The sequence below is a fragment of the Arthrobacter sp. AK01 genome, from assembly GCF_021109375.1.
GTDB lineage: Bacteria > Actinomycetota > Actinomycetes > Actinomycetales > Micrococcaceae > Arthrobacter.
Map to the genome: position 1 here is coordinate 41,274 of NZ_JAJOHP010000031.1, position 17,115 is coordinate 58,388.

Sequence of the window (17,115 nt, forward strand, 5' to 3'; positions counted from 1 at the left end):
GTTGGACATAAACAGGAGCTGTGCCGTGGGTCCAGTCCGCAACGTGGTCGCCATCTTTCCCTGAAAGTTACCGGCGGGTAACATGTCTGGCATGCACCTGCTTCTTCGTACCCTCATGCTGCTGTTCACTTCGTCCAAGCGGTCGCCGCTGGGTGTCTGGGAAGAATCCTCACTGCCATTGAAGGTGCTCCCCACGGATATCGACATCGCAATGCATGTCAACAACGGCATGTATTTCTCGCTGATGGATCTTGGCCGTTTCGATCTCATGGTCCGTAGCGGCATCTGGACCAAGATGCGTAAGAAAGGGTGGAGTCCGGTTGCTGCCGGCGAAACCATCGCTTTTCGCAAGTCCCTCCAGCTCTGGCAGCGCTACACCATCGAAACCCGCATCATCGGCCTGGACACCAAGGCCATCTACTTTGAACAGCGGATGGTGGTGAAAGGCGAAATCTACGCCCGCGCTCACATTGCCACACGCTTGGTGACCAAGGGCAGGCCGGTCACGCAGGAAGAAATCATCGCCGAGTTCGGAGCACCTCCCGCAGATCTGGAACTGCCTGAATGGATCCACGAATGGCGTGAAAACAATGCACTGCCCGGAGCACGCCGGCCCGCCCCGCACGTCTGGAGCTAGACACCCACATCGCGTCGCTGCAGTGCCACAGCACCCAGCGTGATGAGGGCCGCCGAGATGCCGAGCAGCCCGGCGACGGCGCCCCAGTCAGCACCATTGGCCACCGGGGAGTTCCCGTACGCCCAGTGATAGGGCGAGAGGTTCAGCAGCCATTCGACGTCGGGACTTTGCCTCCCTACCGCGTTGAACACGTAACCGAGGACAGCGACGGCTGCACCTGCGGCAATCGCGTAAATCTTCCGTCCGGTCAGAGCCCCGGCACAGAGAGCTGCGGTTCCGCTGAGGAGGGCAAGCGCGGCAAACAGCAGCGCCGCTCCGGCGAGATGTCCGACGTCGATACTCAGTTCGGAGGGCCGGTTCAGGGCCAGGACCAACAGGAAGACAAGGACTGACAGGAACGCGATCCGCACCAGGATTGCGAGGGCGCGCTCCAGCACCACCTGCACGCGGGTGACGCTGTGCGCGAGGGTCAGTTCCAGCAATCCGGATTCTTCGTCCCCGCCTACGGCTGAGGCACCCCAGCCGACAGAGGCCATGGACATCAGCAGGAACCCGACCAGTCCGAACAGTGTTGCCTGGGTGTAACCGGGACCTGTGGCGATTTGGTCGTAGTTCAGTGCCTTGGTCATCTCCGGCGGGAGGGCATTGATCAAGTCCTGCATTTGCGAATTTCCGCCGATGGACGGATACAACGGCAAGTACAACATGATCGCGGCCGTCAACCCCAAGGCCCAGGCAAGGGTGGAGCGCCACGAGTCGGTAAGCGCTTTGGTAAAGAGGGGCAGGAACCTAGGCACGATGTGCTCCTTCGGTTCGAATTCCTCTGCTGTTGCTGTGGCCATTGTCGGTACCCGGGGAAGACCCTGTGTACAGCGTCAGCACAGCTTCTTCCAGGTCCGGTTCTTCGAGGACCAGGTCCGTCAGGTTCAGCCGTGCCAACTCCTGGACCAGGGGCTGGACGTCCCCGGAAAGGGTTGCCGTAGCCGTCACTGTTCCGGTGGCGTGGCCGTCGGCAGGGAGCTCCCGCACCGCAACATTGGCGACGCCTGGCACCCGGGCCAGCAGCGCTCCGACGTCGTTCGCTGCGGTGCCGGTGCAGTTGAACCGGAGCTGCCGGACGGCCGCCATCCTCAGGGCTTCCACCGTGGAGACGGTGACGATTTCGCCGTCGCGGAGGATGGCGACTGCGTCAGCTGCCTGCTGGACTTCGCTCAGGACATGCGAACTGAGGAAGACGGTAGCGCCGCCATCCACGGCCTCGCGGACCATGGCATGAAAAACCTGCTGGACCAAGGGGTCCAGGCCGCTGGTTGGTTCATCGAGGACCAGGAGTTCCGGTTGGTGCATGAAGGCCTGCAGCAAACCCAGCTTCTGTTTGTTGCCTTTGGAGAGTTTCCGGGTCTGGCGGTCCAGATCCAGGTTCAGGCGGTCAGCGAGGTCGTTGACGTGGTGAGGGTCCACGGGGCCGCTGATGGCGGCGAAGTGCTCCAGCATGCGGCGTCCCGTGGTGCGGTTCTCCAAATGCAGTTCACCGGGAAGGTAGCCGATCCTGCGGCGGAGTGCCGTGCCGGCACGACGCGGATCCTGTCCGAGGACCGAGATGGAACCCGAACTCGGCCGGATGATGTCCAGCAAGCACCGCATAGTGGTGGTCTTGCCGGCTCCGTTCGGTCCGATGACGCCGAACACAGTCCCGGGCTCCACGGCAAAATCCAGGCCGTGCAGGACCTCGCGGGGACCGAACCTCTTGTGTAACCCCTCGACGACGATTGCCTGGGTCACGGGGCATGCTCCCTTCCGTGGTTGGTGGTGTCTTGCTCCAAGGCATCGCGGGCCGCATCCAGGAACCGCGAGTCCGTGTAGAAACCGTGGGTGTAAATCTCCAAGGCAGGCAATGTCAGTTGCCGCAGCAGCTCAGGTCCGATGCCGTTCGGCTCCGGAGCCACGGCCCCCAAAGTCCTCGAAAGGTGCCTGCCCAGCATGAGCATCGAAAGACTGTTGGACGCGATGACGACGGCAGTGGAGTGGGTATCGTGGAAATTCCGTATAGTGCCGGCTTCGATCCCGGCATGGATGATGTCCTGGGTCTGTTTCACAACGGCGTCGAAGAAGGCGTCGCCGGCGTCGGATTCGTCGCCCAGGGAGCGTCGGATGTAGGCGATCTCGTGGGCATATTGGTCAGGGTGGTTCAGATAGTCCTGGATCAGCAGACGGGTGGACATGGGGTCCGCCTTCTCGCGGCCCTGTGTGGCTGTTTGCGCGAGGACGTGCTGGTCGCAGGCCTCACGGAGCCCTGCCTTGCTGCCGAAATGGTGGATGACCAAACCTGGGCTGACGCCGGCCGCCGAGGCGACTGCGCGCACTGTGGCGCGGGAGAATCCGTCCCGGCCGAAAAGTCCGATGGCGGCGTCGCGGATGCGGGCCCGTGTGGTGAAATCCTCAGCGTTTGAACGCATGTTTCAAAGACTAAACAGTTGTTCAATGCTGATCAAGAGGCAGCGACATAACGATGTGGCACCATTGGCTGCGTCGCCGGTGTTGGGACTGCCGGCGTCGCAGATACTTGCCTCAGTGTTTTGATGTGGCAGCAGGTTGGGGGTTGGCGAAGTGGGTTTTACCAAGACGGCGATGGGGCCCGTGCGGCGTTGGCTCCTGGGCTCGATGGCGGTGGCGCTCCTGGTTCCGGGCACCCTGGGGGCGGCGTTGCCAACCCAAACGTTCGCGGTCCCGGATGCGGCTTCCACCACAGTCCAGGCTTCAACCCCGGCCCTCACGGGCGCCATCGGACACCTCTACAACACCAACGCGTGGGCACGAAGCGTGCTGCTCCGCCCCACTGGGGCCGAGGAATGCTCAGGAAGTGGAAGCAACGCCGGCTGCGTCCAACGATTCGCGGGTGGCGACATCGCCTGGTCGGCACGCACGGGAGCACGCGTGGTGGTCAACGGACCTGTCCGCACATCGTGGTGGGGCGCCGACGGCCCGGCCGGCTTCCACGGCTATCCCGCCACCGATACGGCAAGCGGGCTCCGCAACGGCGGTTCCAAGCAGTCATTTGAGCGCGGGACCATCACATACTCACCGGCCACAGGCGCCCAGCGTACTGGCGGATCCATCCATCTGGCTTGGGGCCGCAGCGGCTTCGAAGGTGGCTTCCTCGGCTACCCGGTCACAGGGGAAAGCACCGGACTGCGCGACGGCGGCGCGTGGCAAGCCTTCGAACGCGGCTTTGTGGTGTGGTCACCGGCCACTGGTGCCCATCCATCCATGGGTGCCATCCGTGAACGCTGGCGGCGGACCGGAATGGAGGAAGGCGAGCTGGGATACCCGGCCACAGACGAAGCTCTGGGCCTGAAGAGCGGAGGCTCGTCCCAGGAATACCAGCGCGGAACCATCATCTGGTCACCGGCCACTGGCGCCAAGGCCCTGACCGGGGCCATCCGAAGCTACTGGTCATCCACGGGAGGCCAAAACGGTGCCCTCGGGTATCCAGTGGGAGAGGAAGTCAGGCAAAACAACTTCGTCTACCAGCTCTTCCAAGGCGGTACGGTCTACTGGTCGGCGGCAACGGGTGCGCACTCCACCACCCATGGGGATGTTCATAACCGCTACAACTCGCTGGGCGGAGCGGCCGGTCAGTTGGGTCTACCCCTCACTGACAAGCTTCCGCGGGCCGGTGGACTCGTTCAGCAGTTCGCCAACGGCTGGCTGGTGTGGGGCCCGGCCACGGGAGCACGGATTGTTGGCCACCCCACCTACAAAGTCTGGTCCATCACCCCGGGTGAATTCGGTTGGCCGGTAAAAGACACCTGGACGGATGGCAGGGGCGCCCACGTGGCCTTCCAGAAGTTGGAAACCATCTGGAACGACGCGACAGAGGAGCTCTACTCGGCCGAGGCCGTTGACGCATCCACAGCGGTTTTCCTTGGCGACTCACAGCTGGACATGGACTCTTGGGGCGAGCAAGGCGCCCGGGCGGCCGGCTACCCGCGCCAAGTAGTCCGCAGCATCGGCGGGATCGGCTACGTTTCCGGAAGTCCCGCCGTCGGTGGTGGCTCCGCGACTGATGCGCTGGCGCAGGACCGTATCCTCCTGCCGCAGGGAAATCCGGGCCTGGTGGTGGTGACCCTGGGCGGCAACGATGCCAGGATCGGCGCGACGGACGCGGCCATCCTCTCGCAGGCGAACCGGCTCTGGGACGAGCTGCGCCGCAAGTATCCCCGCAGCACCATCCTGATCAACGGCGTCCTTTCCCGCTACGATGCCAGCCACGCCCAACGCCGTTGGGTGGACGGGCTCGTGACCCGCGAAGCGGCCCTCCGTGGTTGGCCGCGCATCTCGATGTCCGGCACCGCAACCATTGCCGGGGCAGCCGGCGACTACCTCGATGGCGCCCATATGAACCAGACGGGCCACAACAAGGTGGCGCCGCTCTACGCATCCGCGATTAAGTACGTCCTGGGCAAGTAGCTGTTTATTCCCGGTAACGCGTGAAGCGAACAGGGTGGTGCTCCACGGGACTTAGCAGGCATGGTCGCGTACCGTGGAAGCATGGCTACAGTTGACATCACTGGAGAACAGTTCGCATCGACTATCGAGGACAACGACATTGTCCTGGTGGATTTTTGGGCTGCCTGGTGCAGCCCCTGCCGCCAATTTGCCCCCACGTACGGGGCTGCATCGGAGAAGCACACTGACGTCGTGTTCGCGAAGGTGGACACCGAGGCCGAGCAGCAGCTCGCTGCCGAAGCCGGGATCACCTCCATCCCCACGCTGATGGCTTTCCGTGAAAAGGTCCTGGTCTTCTCGCAGCCGGGCGCCCTCAACGGCCCGCAGCTTGAGCAGGTCATCGAGGCCGTGAAGGGACTGGACATGGAAGAAGTCCACGCCCACGTTGCCAAGGCGCGCGCCGAGGCCCAGGAAAACTAAAGACCAGCCCGGCTGCTTGAAACATCGAAGCCGCCGGAAGCAAACGAGGTCGCCGGAGAATTACGGCGGCCGCGGTGCGGTTAGAGCGTGAACGCCGCTTTCCCGCGATGTCGCCGGGCTGAAGCGGGAAGAGGCTAGAGCCGTTCGAGCGTGACGGGCTCGGCAAGAAGCGCGCTGAGGGACTCGTTCAGGTCCTGGACGGCAATACCCTTGGAGTGCTTCTCGAGGAGTTCCTCTGATTCCCAACGCTCGGTCAGGACCAGCTTCTCTTCGGTGGCCTCGGTCAGCTCGTACCGGATGCAGCCGGGCTCGTTCACGACCTCGTCGATGGCGATTTCCAAAGCGAGCTTCACACGGAAGAACTCGCCTTCGTTGGGGATGAACGTGGCCTGCAGGTCAATGGGTGCACTCATGGATCCAACCCTACCGGCAGGACACGGCCCCACTGGAGGTGGTTACGGTTCTGTTGCGCCCAGTCCCTTGGTAGCGTTCCGTCATGTTGTCCTACACTGCCGGAGACACTGACGTCCCGCTGCTCGAAGAGACCATCGGCACCAATTTTGAGCGCATCGCCGCCAAGTTCCCTTTGCGGGACGCCCTGATTGAAGCGGCCGCGACGCCTGGCGGTGACGCCCGCCGCTGGAGCTACCAAAAGCTGAACGACGACGTGAATCGCCTCGCCCGGGCCTTGCTCGCCATCGGGGTGGCCAAGGGCGAGCGGATCGGCATCTGGAGTCCCAACTGCGCCGAATGGACCATCCTCCAGTACGCCACCGCAAAGATCGGCGCGGTGCTGGTCAATGTGAACCCCGCATATAGGAGCCATGAGCTGGAGTTCGTGGTGAATCAGAACGGCATGCGGATGCTGGTTGCCGCTCCGTCGGACAAAAACAGCGACTATGTGGGCATGGCCAGAAACGCGGCCGCCAACTGTCCCGAACTCCGGGAAATCGTCTTCCTCCCGGGAGACCCTGCCCTCGGGCTGACCGTGGGCGAACCGGAAGCCAACCACGAACTCACCTATGCCGAGCTCCTGACGCGGGCTGACGGCGTCGGGCCTTCAGCAGTGGCGGACCGCATGGCCGAACTGGACCCGTACGATCCCATCAACTTGCAGTACACCTCTGGAACCACAGGCTTCCCGAAGGGTGCCACCCTGACCCACCACAACATCCTGAACAACGGGAACTCAATCGGGCGTCTCCTGCGGTACACCGAGCAAGACCGTGTGGTGATTCCGGTGCCGTTCTATCACTGCTTCGGCATGGTGATCGGCAATCTGAACGCGTTGAGCTTCGGCGCGGCAACCATCATTCCCGGCCGCGGCTTCAACCCGTCGGCCGCGTTGGAAGCGGTGCAGGACTTCGGCGGAACCTCGCTCTACGGCGTCCCCACCATGTTCATTGCGGAGTTGGCGCTGGAGGAATTCGCATCCTACGACCTCTCGACCCTGCGGACCGGCGTCATGGCAGGGTCATTGTGTCCCATCGAAGTGATGCGCCGGGTCATCGACGAGATGCACATGGTGGATGTGGCCATCTGTTATGGCATGACCGAAACCTCGCCTGTATCCACCATGAACCGGGCGGGGGATACCCTGGAGCAGCGGACCACCACGGTGGGCCGGACCATGCCGCATTTGGAGAGCAGGATCGTGGACCCGGGCTCGGGCGAGGTGGTGGAGCGTGGCGTGATCGGTGAACTCTGCACGCGCGGTTACGCGGTGATGCAAGGCTATTGGGGCCAGCCGGACAAGACGGCAGAAGCGATCGACGCTGAGGGTTGGATGCACACCGGTGACCTGGCCCGCATGGACCAGGACGGCTACTTGGTGATCGAGGGCCGGATCAAGGACATGGTGATCCGGGGTGGGGAGAACGTCTACCCCCGGGAGATCGAGGAGTTCCTGTATCTGCACCCGTCCATCCAGGATGTCCAGGTGATTGGCGTTCCGGACGAAAAATACGGTGAGGAACTGATGGCGTGCATCATCCTCAAACCAGGTGCAGAGCCGCTGACCGCCGTGGACGTGGCCGAATACTGCCGCGGGAAGCTGGCCCACTACAAGATTCCCCGCTATGTGGACGTCCGCGAGAGCTTCCCCATGACGGTCTCGGGCAAGGTTCGGAAGGTGGACATGAGGCAGGAAGCGGTGTCCCGCCTGCACCTATAACTCCAACGCGGGGTCACTTACGGCCCATGTTGGGGCCGCTAATGGGCCGTAAGTGACCCCGCGTCGCATCTTTGGGAACTCAACCTGTGGATAACGCCTTGAGGGCCGCGCTTCGCCGACAGACTTGAAGGCATGGTCCGTATCAACCCGCTGCCCGAGGGACTCCGGTACCGGGCGTTCACCACCTACGAATCACGCGAGCTTGGCATCCCGGCCAAGAGGCTGAGGGCAAAAGACCTCTCCGACGGCGGCCGGTTGATTCACGTGCCAAAGGGGAGACCCCTCGACTTGGTTGAACGCGCCCGGGTGCTTACGGAGGCAACACCGGGAGCATGGATTTCCCACGAAACTGCGGCAATCCTTACGGGTTTGGGGCTCCCTCCGTGGATGGATGGCGGAAAGTCCATTCACCTCAGCAAACCGCACACCCTTCCAAGGGTTCGCCGTTCCGGAGTAACCGGGCACCGCGTCCGTGTTCATCCCGGGGAAGTTATGGACTTGGACGGAATTCCAGTATCGGTGCGTCCCCGGACGTGGCTGGACCTGGCCCACGTTCTTCCCCTCAATTATGTGATTGCCATGGGGGACCAGTTGATCAGGCGGCCACGCCCGTCGTTGGAGTTTCGTACGGAGCCCTACGCCCACCTCTCCGGACTGCAACTGCTGATACGACAACACCCCAACCTTCAGGGGGTGGAGAAGGCAAGGCTCGCACTCGAAGAAATGCAGGTGGGTGCCGATTCGTATCCCGAGACATTCTTGAGACTGGCCATGAGGGACGCCGGACTGCCCGAACCGGAACTGCAATTGCGGCTTAACCCGACGGACCCCATGTCACCTGCGGCCGATCTTGGATACCGACGTTTCCGGATTGCGGTCCAGTACGACGGAGCGCACCACCTGACGAGGCAGCAACAATCGCGCGATAATCGGCGGGATGAGGCATTTCTAAGCGCGGGGTGGAGCTACTTCAAGCTCAATGCCGACGATCTGGCCGATGGCTTTGCTGGAGCGATCGGGAGAATCAAGAAAGCGAAGCTGCGTGCGCCCTAAGCAACCCGGGGTCACTTACGGCCCAAAGATGGAGCCAGGATGGGCCGTACCTGACCCCGCGTTGCTTTAAAAGGTCAGTGCTGGCGGTGATCCTGAACGGTCATTCGTGGGCCGAACGTGGGTTTCCGGAAGCCGCTCAGATACAGCATCCTGACCAGCCGCTGCCTCTGCCCGCGCCACGGCTCCAGGAGTTGGAGCATGCCGGCGTCGTCGGTCTTTTGACCGGTCAAGGCATAGCCCACGTACGAGGCCAGGTGGTAGTCGCCCACGGAGATTGAATCCGGGCAGCCATGAGTCCGCTGGACAACTTCGGCAGCTGTCCAGATGCCGATTCCAGGAATGGTCTGCAGCTTGGCACCGGCCTGGGCTGAGTCCACCCCGGCCAGCCGTTCAAGAGCGACGGCGGACTGCAGCGCCCGCATCACCGTGGCCGAACGCTGTGGTCCAACCCCGGCCTTGTGCCATTCCCAGGACGGAATGGCCAGCCACTGCCTGGCGGTGGGAGGAACGAGGAGTCCAGCAGGAGCCCTGCCCGGCCCTGGCGTTCCGTAGCGGTACATCAGATACCGGTAGCCGCGCCTTGCCTCCAACGTGGTGACCTTTTGCTCCAAAATGGTGGGCACCAGTGAATCAACCACCCGCCCGGTGGAGGGCAGCCGCAGAGCGAGGTTCCGGCGTCGTGCTTCAGTGACACGGCGCGGGAGGGTGGCATGGAACGTGGGCTCGTCGAACGCGGACCAATCGTCATCGGCGCCCAGGAGCCTCGGCACTCCGGCAATGGCATCCGCTGCTCCGGGTCCCCAGGCTTGTGCGTCCACGAAGGAATCGGCGCCCAAACCGCCTGCCGAGAGGCGGAGAGTCACGGGGCCCGAGGGAGCAGTGAAAGCCATCCAGAAGCCATTGTGGTGTGCCGCGAAGGAAGGATCCGCGTTGCCGCGCATCAGCGGAAACATGGTCTGGTCCAAACGGAAGGAACCGCCCGGATGCCACCTGACGGCTGCATCTGCCGCGGCCGCAACAACGGGCGGGGCGTCTGCGATGGTCATGTTTTCATGGTCCCACGCCCGGCTGACAATGAGCTCAATCAACCCCTTACGGCAGCAGCCGGCCAAGGCTAGACTCCCTGATGTGGCGTGGGTGGGCCGCGCCATATCCCAGGTACAAGGAGCGCGAATCGTGGCCGCAATAGTGCATTTCGAGATTCCGACGGACGACAAGGACAGGGCCAACGCATTCTATGCGAGCACGTTCGGCTGGAACCTGAGCCCCATGCAGGGGATGGACTACACCATCGCCCTGACCGCACCCTGCGACGAACAAACCGGGACGCCCAAGGAACCAGGAGCCATCAACGGCGCCCTGTTCCCACGGACGGACGCCCTGCAGACCCCCATCCTGACCATCGACGTGGAGGACATCGACGCAGCCCTTGAGCAGGTGGAGTCCGCCGGCGGCAGCGTTGTCCAGGCCAAGGACGCCGTCCCCACCATGGGCTGGTATGCCTATTTCAAGGACACTGAGGGCAACGTCCTGGGGGTGTGGCAGACCGACACCTCCGCTGGAACGTAGTCCGCGCCCGGCCCTGCGGGCACCCGGACCCGGCCCGCCTGGTAGGGGACAGAAGCAAGCCCCACTGCGGGCAGGCGGTAACTTTGTACCTATGAAGTACGCCCAGTCCGTGTTGGACCTCATCGGCAATACGCCGCTCATCAAGCTCAACCACGTAACGGACGGGATCAAAGCCACCGTCCTGGTCAAGCTCGAATACGTCAATCCCGGCGGATCCATCAAGGACAGGATCGCCGTGAAGATGATCGAGGATGCGGAAAAGGACGGTCGGCTCAAGCCGGGCGGAACCATCGTTGAGCCGACGTCGGGCAACACCGGAGTGGGATTGGCGCTGGTGGCCCAGCAAAAGGGCTACAAGTGCATTTTCGTGGTGCCGGACAAAGTGGGAGAGGACAAGCGCGCCGTCCTGCAGGCGTACGGTGCCGAGGTAGTGGTCACACCCACGTCCGTGGCTCCGGACAGCCCGCAAAGCTACTACGGCGTTTCCGATCGCCTGGTCAGCGAGATCCCGGGCGCCTTCAAGCCGGACCAGTTCTCAAACCCCGCCGCCCCCGGCAGCCACTTCGAGTCCACTGGCCCTGAAATCTGGCAGGACACCGACGGCAAGGTCACGCACGTGGTCATCGGCGCCGGAACCGGCGGCACGATTACCGGCACAGGCCGCTACCTCAAGCAGGTCTCGGCTGACCGTGCAGAGTCCGACGGCGGCCGGGTCAAGATCATCGGTGCGGACCCGGAAGGTTCGGTCTACTCAGGCGGAAGCGGCCGGCCCTACTTCGTTGAGGGCGTGGGTGAGGACATGTGGCCCGACAACTACGATCCTTCCGTGCCTGACGACGTTATCGCCGTGTCCGATGCCGACTCCTTCTCCATGACGCGCCGGCTTGCCCGCGAGGAAGGCCTCCTGGTGGGCGGCTCGTCCGGCATGGCTGTTGTTGCGGCCCTGCAGGCGGCCAAGGACTTGGACGAGTCCGCTGTGATGGTGGTGATCCTCCCGGATTCCGGTCGCGGCTACCTGGCCAAGATCTTCAATGACCAGTGGATGCGCTCCTACGGCTTCCTCTCCGGCGGCGAAGAGTCTTCGGTGGGCGAGGTCCTCAAGTCCAAGACGGGGGAGATGCCGGACCTGGTCCACATCCACCCGAACGAGTCTGTCCGTGACGTCATCAACATCATGAACGAATTCGGCGTCTCCCACATCCCGGTGCTCTCCCAGGAGCCGCCGGTCGTGATGGGCGAGGTCGTGGGTGCCGTGGACGAGCGTAGCCTCACCAGTAAGCTGTTCCGCGGCGAAGCGAAGCTGATGGACAAAATCTCCGAACACATGGGTGAGCGCCTGCCCGTGATCGGCTCACTGGAAACCATTTCCGCCGCGCGCGAGCTGCTGTCCGACGTCGATACCGTCATGGTGACCTTCGCCGGCGCCCCCGTGGGCATCCTGACGCGCCACGACCTTCTGGCATACCTGAGCAACTAGGCGCCCTGCGCCCCATTCAAGCCGGCGCCCGATCCAGCCGGCGCCCGATCCAACCGTTGACCGATCCCACTTTGAATGAACCAAGAGGAGCATCCATGTCTGCCACCCACAACGCCGGGTTCAACACACGTGCCGTCCACGCCGGACAGGCCTTCGAACCGCGGACCGGCGCTGTGGTGCCTCCGCTGCACTTCAGCTCCACGTACGCCCAGGACGGCATCGGCAAACTGCGCTCCGGATACGAGTACGGCCGTGGCGGCAACCCGACGCGCGACGCCCTCCAGGAGCAGCTGGCGGCCCTTGAAGGCGGCACTGCAGCGTTCTCCTTCGGCTCGGGACTCGCTGCCGAGGATTCGCTGATCCGCGCCATCGCGCGTCCCGGTGACCACATCGTCCTGGGCAACGACGCCTATGGCGGCACCTACCGCCTCATCAACCGTGTCCTGGGAGACTGGGGCATCGGCAACACCCCCGTGGACATGTCGGACCTGGACGCCGTGGCTGCCGCAGTCGCTGCGAACAACACCCGCATCGTCTGGGTGGAGACGCCGTCCAACCCGATGATGAAGATCACCGACATCGAGGCACTCGCCGCCGTAGCGCACGACGCCGGTGCCCTCCTGGTGGTCGACAACACCTTCGCTTCGCCCTACTTGCAGACTCCGCTCGCTTTGGGCGCGGACGTGGTGGTCCACTCCACCACCAAGTACATCGGCGGACACTCCGACGTTGTGGGTGGCGCCATTGTGGTGAAGGACGCTGAGCTCGCGGAGAAGATCGGCTTCATCCAGTTCGCCGTGGGTGCGGTCTCCGGTCCCATGGATGCGTTCCTCACCACCCGCGGGCTCAAGACCCTGGGTGTCCGCATGGATCGCCATAGCGAGAACGGCCAGGCCGTGGCTGAATGGCTGCTGCAGCGTCCCGAGGTGGAAGCAGTGCTGTACCCGGGCCTCCCTGACCACCCGGGCCACGAGCTCGCTGCCAAGCAAATGAAGAAGTTCGGCGGGATGGTGTCCGTTCAGTTCAAGGGCGGCGAGGCAGCAGCGCGCACGGTTGCAGAGTCCACCTCGGTCTTCACCCTGGCGGAATCCCTGGGCGGCATTGAATCCCTCATGAACTACCCGTCGGAAATGACCCACGCCTCTGTCAAAGGCACCGAGCTTGCCGTCCCGGTCAACCTCCTGCGCCTCTCCTGCGGCATCGAGGAAGCCGAGGACCTGATTGCCGACCTTGAGCAGGCCTTCGCGAAGATCAGCAACGGCTGACACTGTGGCTTCTCCTTCACAGACGGTGGCCCCCACCAGGCAGCGGGGCTGGATCCTCACGATCGCCGGTGCACTGACCCTCGCTGTGGCCGTGTGGTTCCTCTACACCGACTACCAGCCGGCCTTGAACGACTTCGAGGTCTACTTCTACGGCGGCGGCAAGGTCCTGGAAGGTGGGGATCTCTACGCCGTGCGGGAGGGCCTGCCGTTCACCTACCCGCCCTTTGCTGCGCTGCTTTTTACCGGTCTTGCGGCCATGGGCTTCTTCGCCAGCAGCCTGGTGTTCATCGTCGTTGCCTTGGTGGGTGCCGCTGTGGTGGCCGCGTGGCTGGCAAGGCACTATTTCGGTGTGAAGACCTGGCGGGAGGCGTTTGCCGACTACCGCTTCCGGACAACGGCTTTGGTGGGAACCGGGGCGATTTTGCTCCTGGGGCCCTGGCGGGACACATTCGTCTTTGGGCAGATCAACATCATCCTGATGGGCGTGATCCTGGCGGATTTCGCCCTGTACGGTAAGGCTCGGGCGGGTGCTATCCGGTGGCCCGCAGGCCTCCTGATTGGTTTGGCTGCCGGGGTGAAACTCACTCCGCTGGCCTTTGGGCTGTATTTCCTGGTTCGCCGCGACTTCAAGGCCTTGGGCTGGATGGCCGTGGGCTTCTTTGGCTCCATTGCCTTGGCTTGGGCTGTGCTGCCGCAGGCTTCCGTGGATTTCTGGACCAAGATACTGCCCGACACCGGCCGCATCGGCGGACCCGCGTACGTGGACAACCTCTCGGTCAAGGGGCTGCTGCTGCACTTTGGCATGCCTGACTCCTCCCTCACCAACGTTGTCTGGATGGTCCTGTCCCTGGGGCTCGTGATCCTTGCGGGGCTCATCATCAAGTGGGCCGTGGACGCTGACGAGAACTTCATCGCAGTATCAGCCACCGCCATCCTGATGCTCCTGATCAGCCCTGTTTCGTGGTCCCATCACTGGGTGTGGGTTGCTGTTGCCCTGCCCAGCATGGCGTTCGCGATGCATCGGGTCCCTTCGCGTTCCGGTCGGATGCGCACCGCCGGCTGGGCCATTGTGGCGTGCTCCACCGTCGCGTTCTTCATGACCCCCAAGAACCTGGCCGTGTGGGCCGGTGCTGCCGAGTGGGGCAAGGATCCGCAGACCCAGTGGCAGCTCATGATTTCCAGCCTGGGCGTGGTGTGCGGGATCGCCATGCTGGTCTATTGGGCCCTGGCATATCATCCTTCGCGAACCAGGAAATAAGCCCACGCATCGAATCATGCCAACCAATCCGGCCCTTGTCCGCCCACCGAACCGCTATACGGTGCATGGTGCGGACAAGGGCCGGATCCGTTACGGCGCCTAGCCTGAGATGCCCTCCCGGCCGTCTTCCTCACGCCCGGTCAGACGCCGCCTGAACGACGCGTCATCGGCCGAGGTGAGCTGAAGGTCGTACCAACCCTCCACGGTGTCCCAGCCGATCTTCCTGGTGTGGCCCGCCTTGAGCTTCACGGTTTGGTTGGTGACCGCGTACTGCAGTGACTCCAGCGTTACGTTGACCGTTGCAGCGCCGTTGTTGCTCAACTCCAGTTCCACGGCCTTCCTGCCGCGGCGTCCAGTAACGGTGACGGCGACGCCGGACGCAGCGCCCGCCGTCGTGCCCTTCAGTTCGTAGTGGTACCGGTTGGGGCCGGTGACGACGACGTCGAAGGCGCCGGAGGCCAGCGGAAGTTCCATCTCCTGGCTGCCGAGGACGTCCGCGTGCCTGGGTTCGGTGACCTCGCCCGCGTAGCCGTACACGGTGAAGTGGCTGGAACTGGTTCCTTTGTTGGTCAGCGCCAGGGCAATCCTGCCCGGTTTTACTGCAGCCGAGACTTGTGGACGGTAGGGGAGAGGCCGGGCCGGGCGGCTGCCGGTTTCCTGGATCGGGGCCACCTGGATCGCCGGAGGGTTCGGGCGCCAGCGGCTGATTTTGGCGGGTACCGCGGCGGGGTTGTCGAGAACCGGTGGCGTGCCGGGGGAAGCGAAGTTGAACACACCGGTCAGGTCGCCGCAGACTTCCCGGCGCCATGGAGAAATATTCGGTTCCTCAACGCCGGTCCAGCGCTCCAGGAAGCGAAGCACGGAGGTGTGGTCGAAGACTTCCGAACTGACGTAGCCGCCCACTGTCCAGGGCGAGACCACCGTCATGGGCACGCGGGGGCCAAGGCCGATGGGCCGGGATGTGGTCCAGTCAGTGGACTCGCCTGATGCCGGACGCGGCTGGACAGGCGGCGGGACGTGGTCGAAGTAGCCGTCGTTCTCGTCGAAGTTCAGGAAGATCGCGGTGCTGTCCCACGTGTCCGGGTTGCTCGCCACAGTGTCCAACAGGCGGTAGACGAAGTTTGCGCTGCCCACCGGTGTGGAAGCGCCGGGGTGTTCGGAGTCAACTGCGGACGGCACCAGCCAGCTGACCTGCGGCAAGGTGCCATCCTCGATATCTGCGCTGAGGCGTTGCAGGAGGGTATCGGGACGGCCACGCCACATGGCTTTATCGAACAGGGACCTTTCCGCGTCTGTGAGGGCGGCGCGACCCTGCTCCAATTGGGCAAGAAGGCGGTCCTGCTCAGCGGGCGCCTTGCCCTTGATCGAGTCGTAGAACTCCTCGGTGGTGCGCAGGTTTCCCTCCACCGATGCGAGCATCTTGCGGCCGATTGCCTTGAAGGTCTGGAAGTACTCCACGGCGTTGTCCGTGAAGTTGTCCCAGTCCTGGTAGATCTTCCACGAGACCCCCGACTGTTCCAGGCGCTCAGGGTAAGTGGTCCAGTTGTAGCCTCCGTGGTCGTAGCCGTAGGCGGCGTTCGTGACGGCACGCTTGGTGCTGGCTGGCTCAGTGCCCGTGGTTCCGCTCCAGAGGTAGTTGCGGTTGGGGTTCGTGGACCCGTTGACGGAGCAGTGGTAGGCATCGCAGATGGTGAAGGTGTCCGCGAGTTCGTACTGCAGCGGGATGTCCTGGCGCTCGTAGAACGTCATGGTGGATGCGCTCTTGGCAGGAATCCATTTGTCGCACCAGCCGTTGTTCCAGGCCGTGGTGGTTCCGTTGAAGGAGTGGTCCAAATCGCCCAGGTACTGGATATCGGAACCGGGCCTGCCGGCAAGTTCCGCGGCCTTGCGGAGCGAGAATGGCAGGACGGTCTCGCCGGTGGCCCGGGGCTGCTCGAACATGGACTTGCCGTTGGGCAAACGGGTGACGGCCTTGTCGCCGTATCCCCGGACGCCACGCAGCGATCCGAAGTAGTGATCGAACGAGCGGTTTTCCTGCATCAGGATGATCACGTGCTTGATGGACTTCAGGCTTCCCGGCGGCACCGGCTTGGCCATCGCGGCCTGCACGGAGGGTGGGAGCAGTGACCCGGTGGCTGCAAGCGCCGTCGCTGCAGCGGCGGTGCCGAGGAAACCGCGGCGCGAGAGTCCGGTCGATTCGATTGAACGATTAACCATTTCAGGAGTATTCGAGGACATTCAAGGGAGCCTTTCGTGGTCAGAGTAGACCGGGCAAGCTTAGGCACCCCGAGTTAACCTCCGATGAAACCAGGGCAAACCGGTGGGGTATGTCGCGTAGATCACACTTTCCGTTTGCCGTTGCTAGTTCAGCGCGATGACCAGCATCCGGTTGGTGCCAGGGATGCAGGTCTGCAGCACTGCTTTGGGAAAGCCGCCGAAGACTGCCGAGACGTGATCTGTGGTGCCGCCCAACGGGACCTGCCCAAGCGCGTCCACGGTGTACGTTCCGTAGCCGGCCAGGGTGACTGTTTGGCCCACGGTGATGCCCGAGAACCGTGCCCACCCGCCGCAGTAGTCGTGCTCAGTGATGAAAAGCGAGTAGGCGTCGGTGGGCGTGAAGTGGACCGGGCCGATGCAGGCATCCACCAGGTCCTGTCCTCCGGCGCCGGCTACATGGATGGTCCATCCGGGCTGCCATGGCTGGGGCTCGTTGACCGGGGGTTGCGGGGCCGCCTCTGCGGGGGGAACCACGAC

General features: G+C 63.6%; 15 protein-coding genes and 1 pseudogene. 9 read left to right on the forward strand and 7 right to left on the reverse strand.

The window, feature by feature from the left end:
• Window positions 1-91: 91 nt before the first annotated feature.
• A complete protein-coding gene (locus LN996_RS12615) occupies window positions 92-637 on the forward strand; it encodes a thioesterase family protein (protein ID WP_231340722.1) in 546 nt (181 codons plus the stop codon).
• On the opposite strand, the gene LN996_RS12620 is transcribed toward LN996_RS12615, so the two are convergent.
• Genes LN996_RS12620 through LN996_RS12630 form a run of 3 tightly spaced genes read right to left on the reverse strand, consistent with a single transcriptional unit; the run spans window position 634 to window position 3,093 of the window.
• Window positions 634-1,434, reverse strand: a complete 801-nt coding sequence (locus LN996_RS12620) for an ABC transporter permease subunit (protein WP_231340723.1) — start codon at window positions 1,432-1,434, stop codon at window positions 634-636. The two genes, LN996_RS12615 and LN996_RS12620, sit on opposite strands and share 4 nt — an antisense overlap.
• Window positions 1,427-2,419, reverse strand: coding sequence for an ABC transporter ATP-binding protein (locus LN996_RS12625; RefSeq protein WP_231340724.1), 993 nt, complete (start codon window positions 2,417-2,419; stop codon window positions 1,427-1,429). Before LN996_RS12625 ends, LN996_RS12620 begins: the two co-directional genes overlap by 8 nt.
• A complete protein-coding gene (locus LN996_RS12630) occupies window positions 2,416-3,093 on the reverse strand; it encodes a TetR family transcriptional regulator (RefSeq protein ID WP_231340725.1) in 678 nt (225 codons plus the stop codon). Before LN996_RS12630 ends, LN996_RS12625 begins: the two co-directional genes overlap by 4 nt.
• A 151-nt stretch (window positions 3,094-3,244) precedes the next feature.
• Here LN996_RS12630 and LN996_RS12635 point away from each other — a divergent pair, with 151 nt between their 5' ends.
• Window positions 3,245-5,107, forward strand: coding sequence for a GDSL-type esterase/lipase family protein (locus LN996_RS12635; protein WP_231340726.1), 1,863 nt, complete (start codon window positions 3,245-3,247; stop codon window positions 5,105-5,107).
• A gap of 81 nt (window positions 5,108-5,188) precedes the next feature.
• Window positions 5,189-5,566, forward strand: a complete 378-nt coding sequence (locus tag LN996_RS12640) for a co-chaperone YbbN (protein ID WP_011775683.1) — start codon at window positions 5,189-5,191, stop codon at window positions 5,564-5,566.
• A 134-nt stretch (window positions 5,567-5,700) separates the two neighbouring features.
• Here the strand turns inward: LN996_RS12640 and LN996_RS12645 are convergent, their stop codons facing one another.
• A complete protein-coding gene (locus tag LN996_RS12645) occupies window positions 5,701-5,979 on the reverse strand; it encodes a putative quinol monooxygenase (RefSeq protein WP_231340727.1) in 279 nt (92 codons plus the stop codon).
• A gap of 83 nt (window positions 5,980-6,062) precedes the next feature.
• On the opposite strand from LN996_RS12645, the gene LN996_RS12650 reads away from it, so the two are divergent.
• Together LN996_RS12650 and LN996_RS12655 are read left to right on the forward strand one after the other, a co-directional pair.
• Window positions 6,063-7,739 carry an AMP-binding protein gene (locus LN996_RS12650; protein ID WP_231340728.1) on the forward strand — a complete coding sequence of 559 codons (1,677 nt, stop codon included), beginning with the start codon at window positions 6,063-6,065 and terminating at the stop codon, window positions 7,737-7,739.
• 132 nt (window positions 7,740-7,871) lie between these two features.
• Window positions 7,872-8,792: a hypothetical protein gene (locus LN996_RS12655; RefSeq protein WP_231340729.1), complete on the forward strand. Its 921-nt coding sequence runs from the start codon at window positions 7,872-7,874 to the stop codon at window positions 8,790-8,792.
• 74 nt (window positions 8,793-8,866) lie between these two features.
• On the opposite strand, the gene LN996_RS12660 is transcribed toward LN996_RS12655, so the two are convergent.
• A complete protein-coding gene (locus LN996_RS12660) occupies window positions 8,867-9,838 on the reverse strand; it encodes a DNA-3-methyladenine glycosylase (RefSeq protein ID WP_231340730.1) in 972 nt (323 codons plus the stop codon).
• A 130-nt stretch (window positions 9,839-9,968) separates the two neighbouring features.
• On the opposite strand from LN996_RS12660, the gene LN996_RS12665 reads away from it, so the two are divergent.
• From LN996_RS12665 to LN996_RS12680, 4 genes are all read left to right on the forward strand, one after another.
• Window positions 9,969-10,361 (forward strand): VOC family protein, encoded by a 393-nt coding sequence (locus LN996_RS12665; protein WP_231340731.1) that lies wholly within the window; start codon window positions 9,969-9,971, stop codon window positions 10,359-10,361.
• A gap of 91 nt (window positions 10,362-10,452) precedes the next feature.
• On the forward strand, window positions 10,453-11,838 hold the full coding sequence (locus LN996_RS12670; RefSeq protein ID WP_231340732.1) for a cystathionine beta-synthase: 1,386 nt from the start codon (window positions 10,453-10,455) through the stop codon (window positions 11,836-11,838).
• 95 nt (window positions 11,839-11,933) lie between these two features.
• A complete protein-coding gene (locus tag LN996_RS12675; RefSeq protein ID WP_231340733.1) occupies window positions 11,934-13,103 on the forward strand; it encodes a cystathionine gamma-synthase in 1,170 nt (389 codons plus the stop codon).
• A gap of 4 nt (window positions 13,104-13,107) precedes the next feature.
• A complete protein-coding gene (locus LN996_RS12680; protein WP_231340734.1) occupies window positions 13,108-14,361 on the forward strand; it encodes a glycosyltransferase 87 family protein in 1,254 nt (417 codons plus the stop codon).
• A 99-nt stretch (window positions 14,362-14,460) separates the two neighbouring features.
• On the opposite strand, the gene LN996_RS12685 is transcribed toward LN996_RS12680, so the two are convergent.
• Together LN996_RS12685 and LN996_RS12690 are read right to left on the reverse strand one after the other, a co-directional pair.
• Window positions 14,461-16,578, reverse strand: a complete 2,118-nt coding sequence (locus tag LN996_RS12685) for a phosphocholine-specific phospholipase C (protein ID WP_231340735.1) — start codon at window positions 16,576-16,578, stop codon at window positions 14,461-14,463.
• Window positions 16,579-16,722: 144 nt separating this feature from the next.
• Window positions 16,723-17,115, reverse strand: a pseudogene (locus LN996_RS12690) (peptidoglycan-binding protein); the annotation flags it as partial.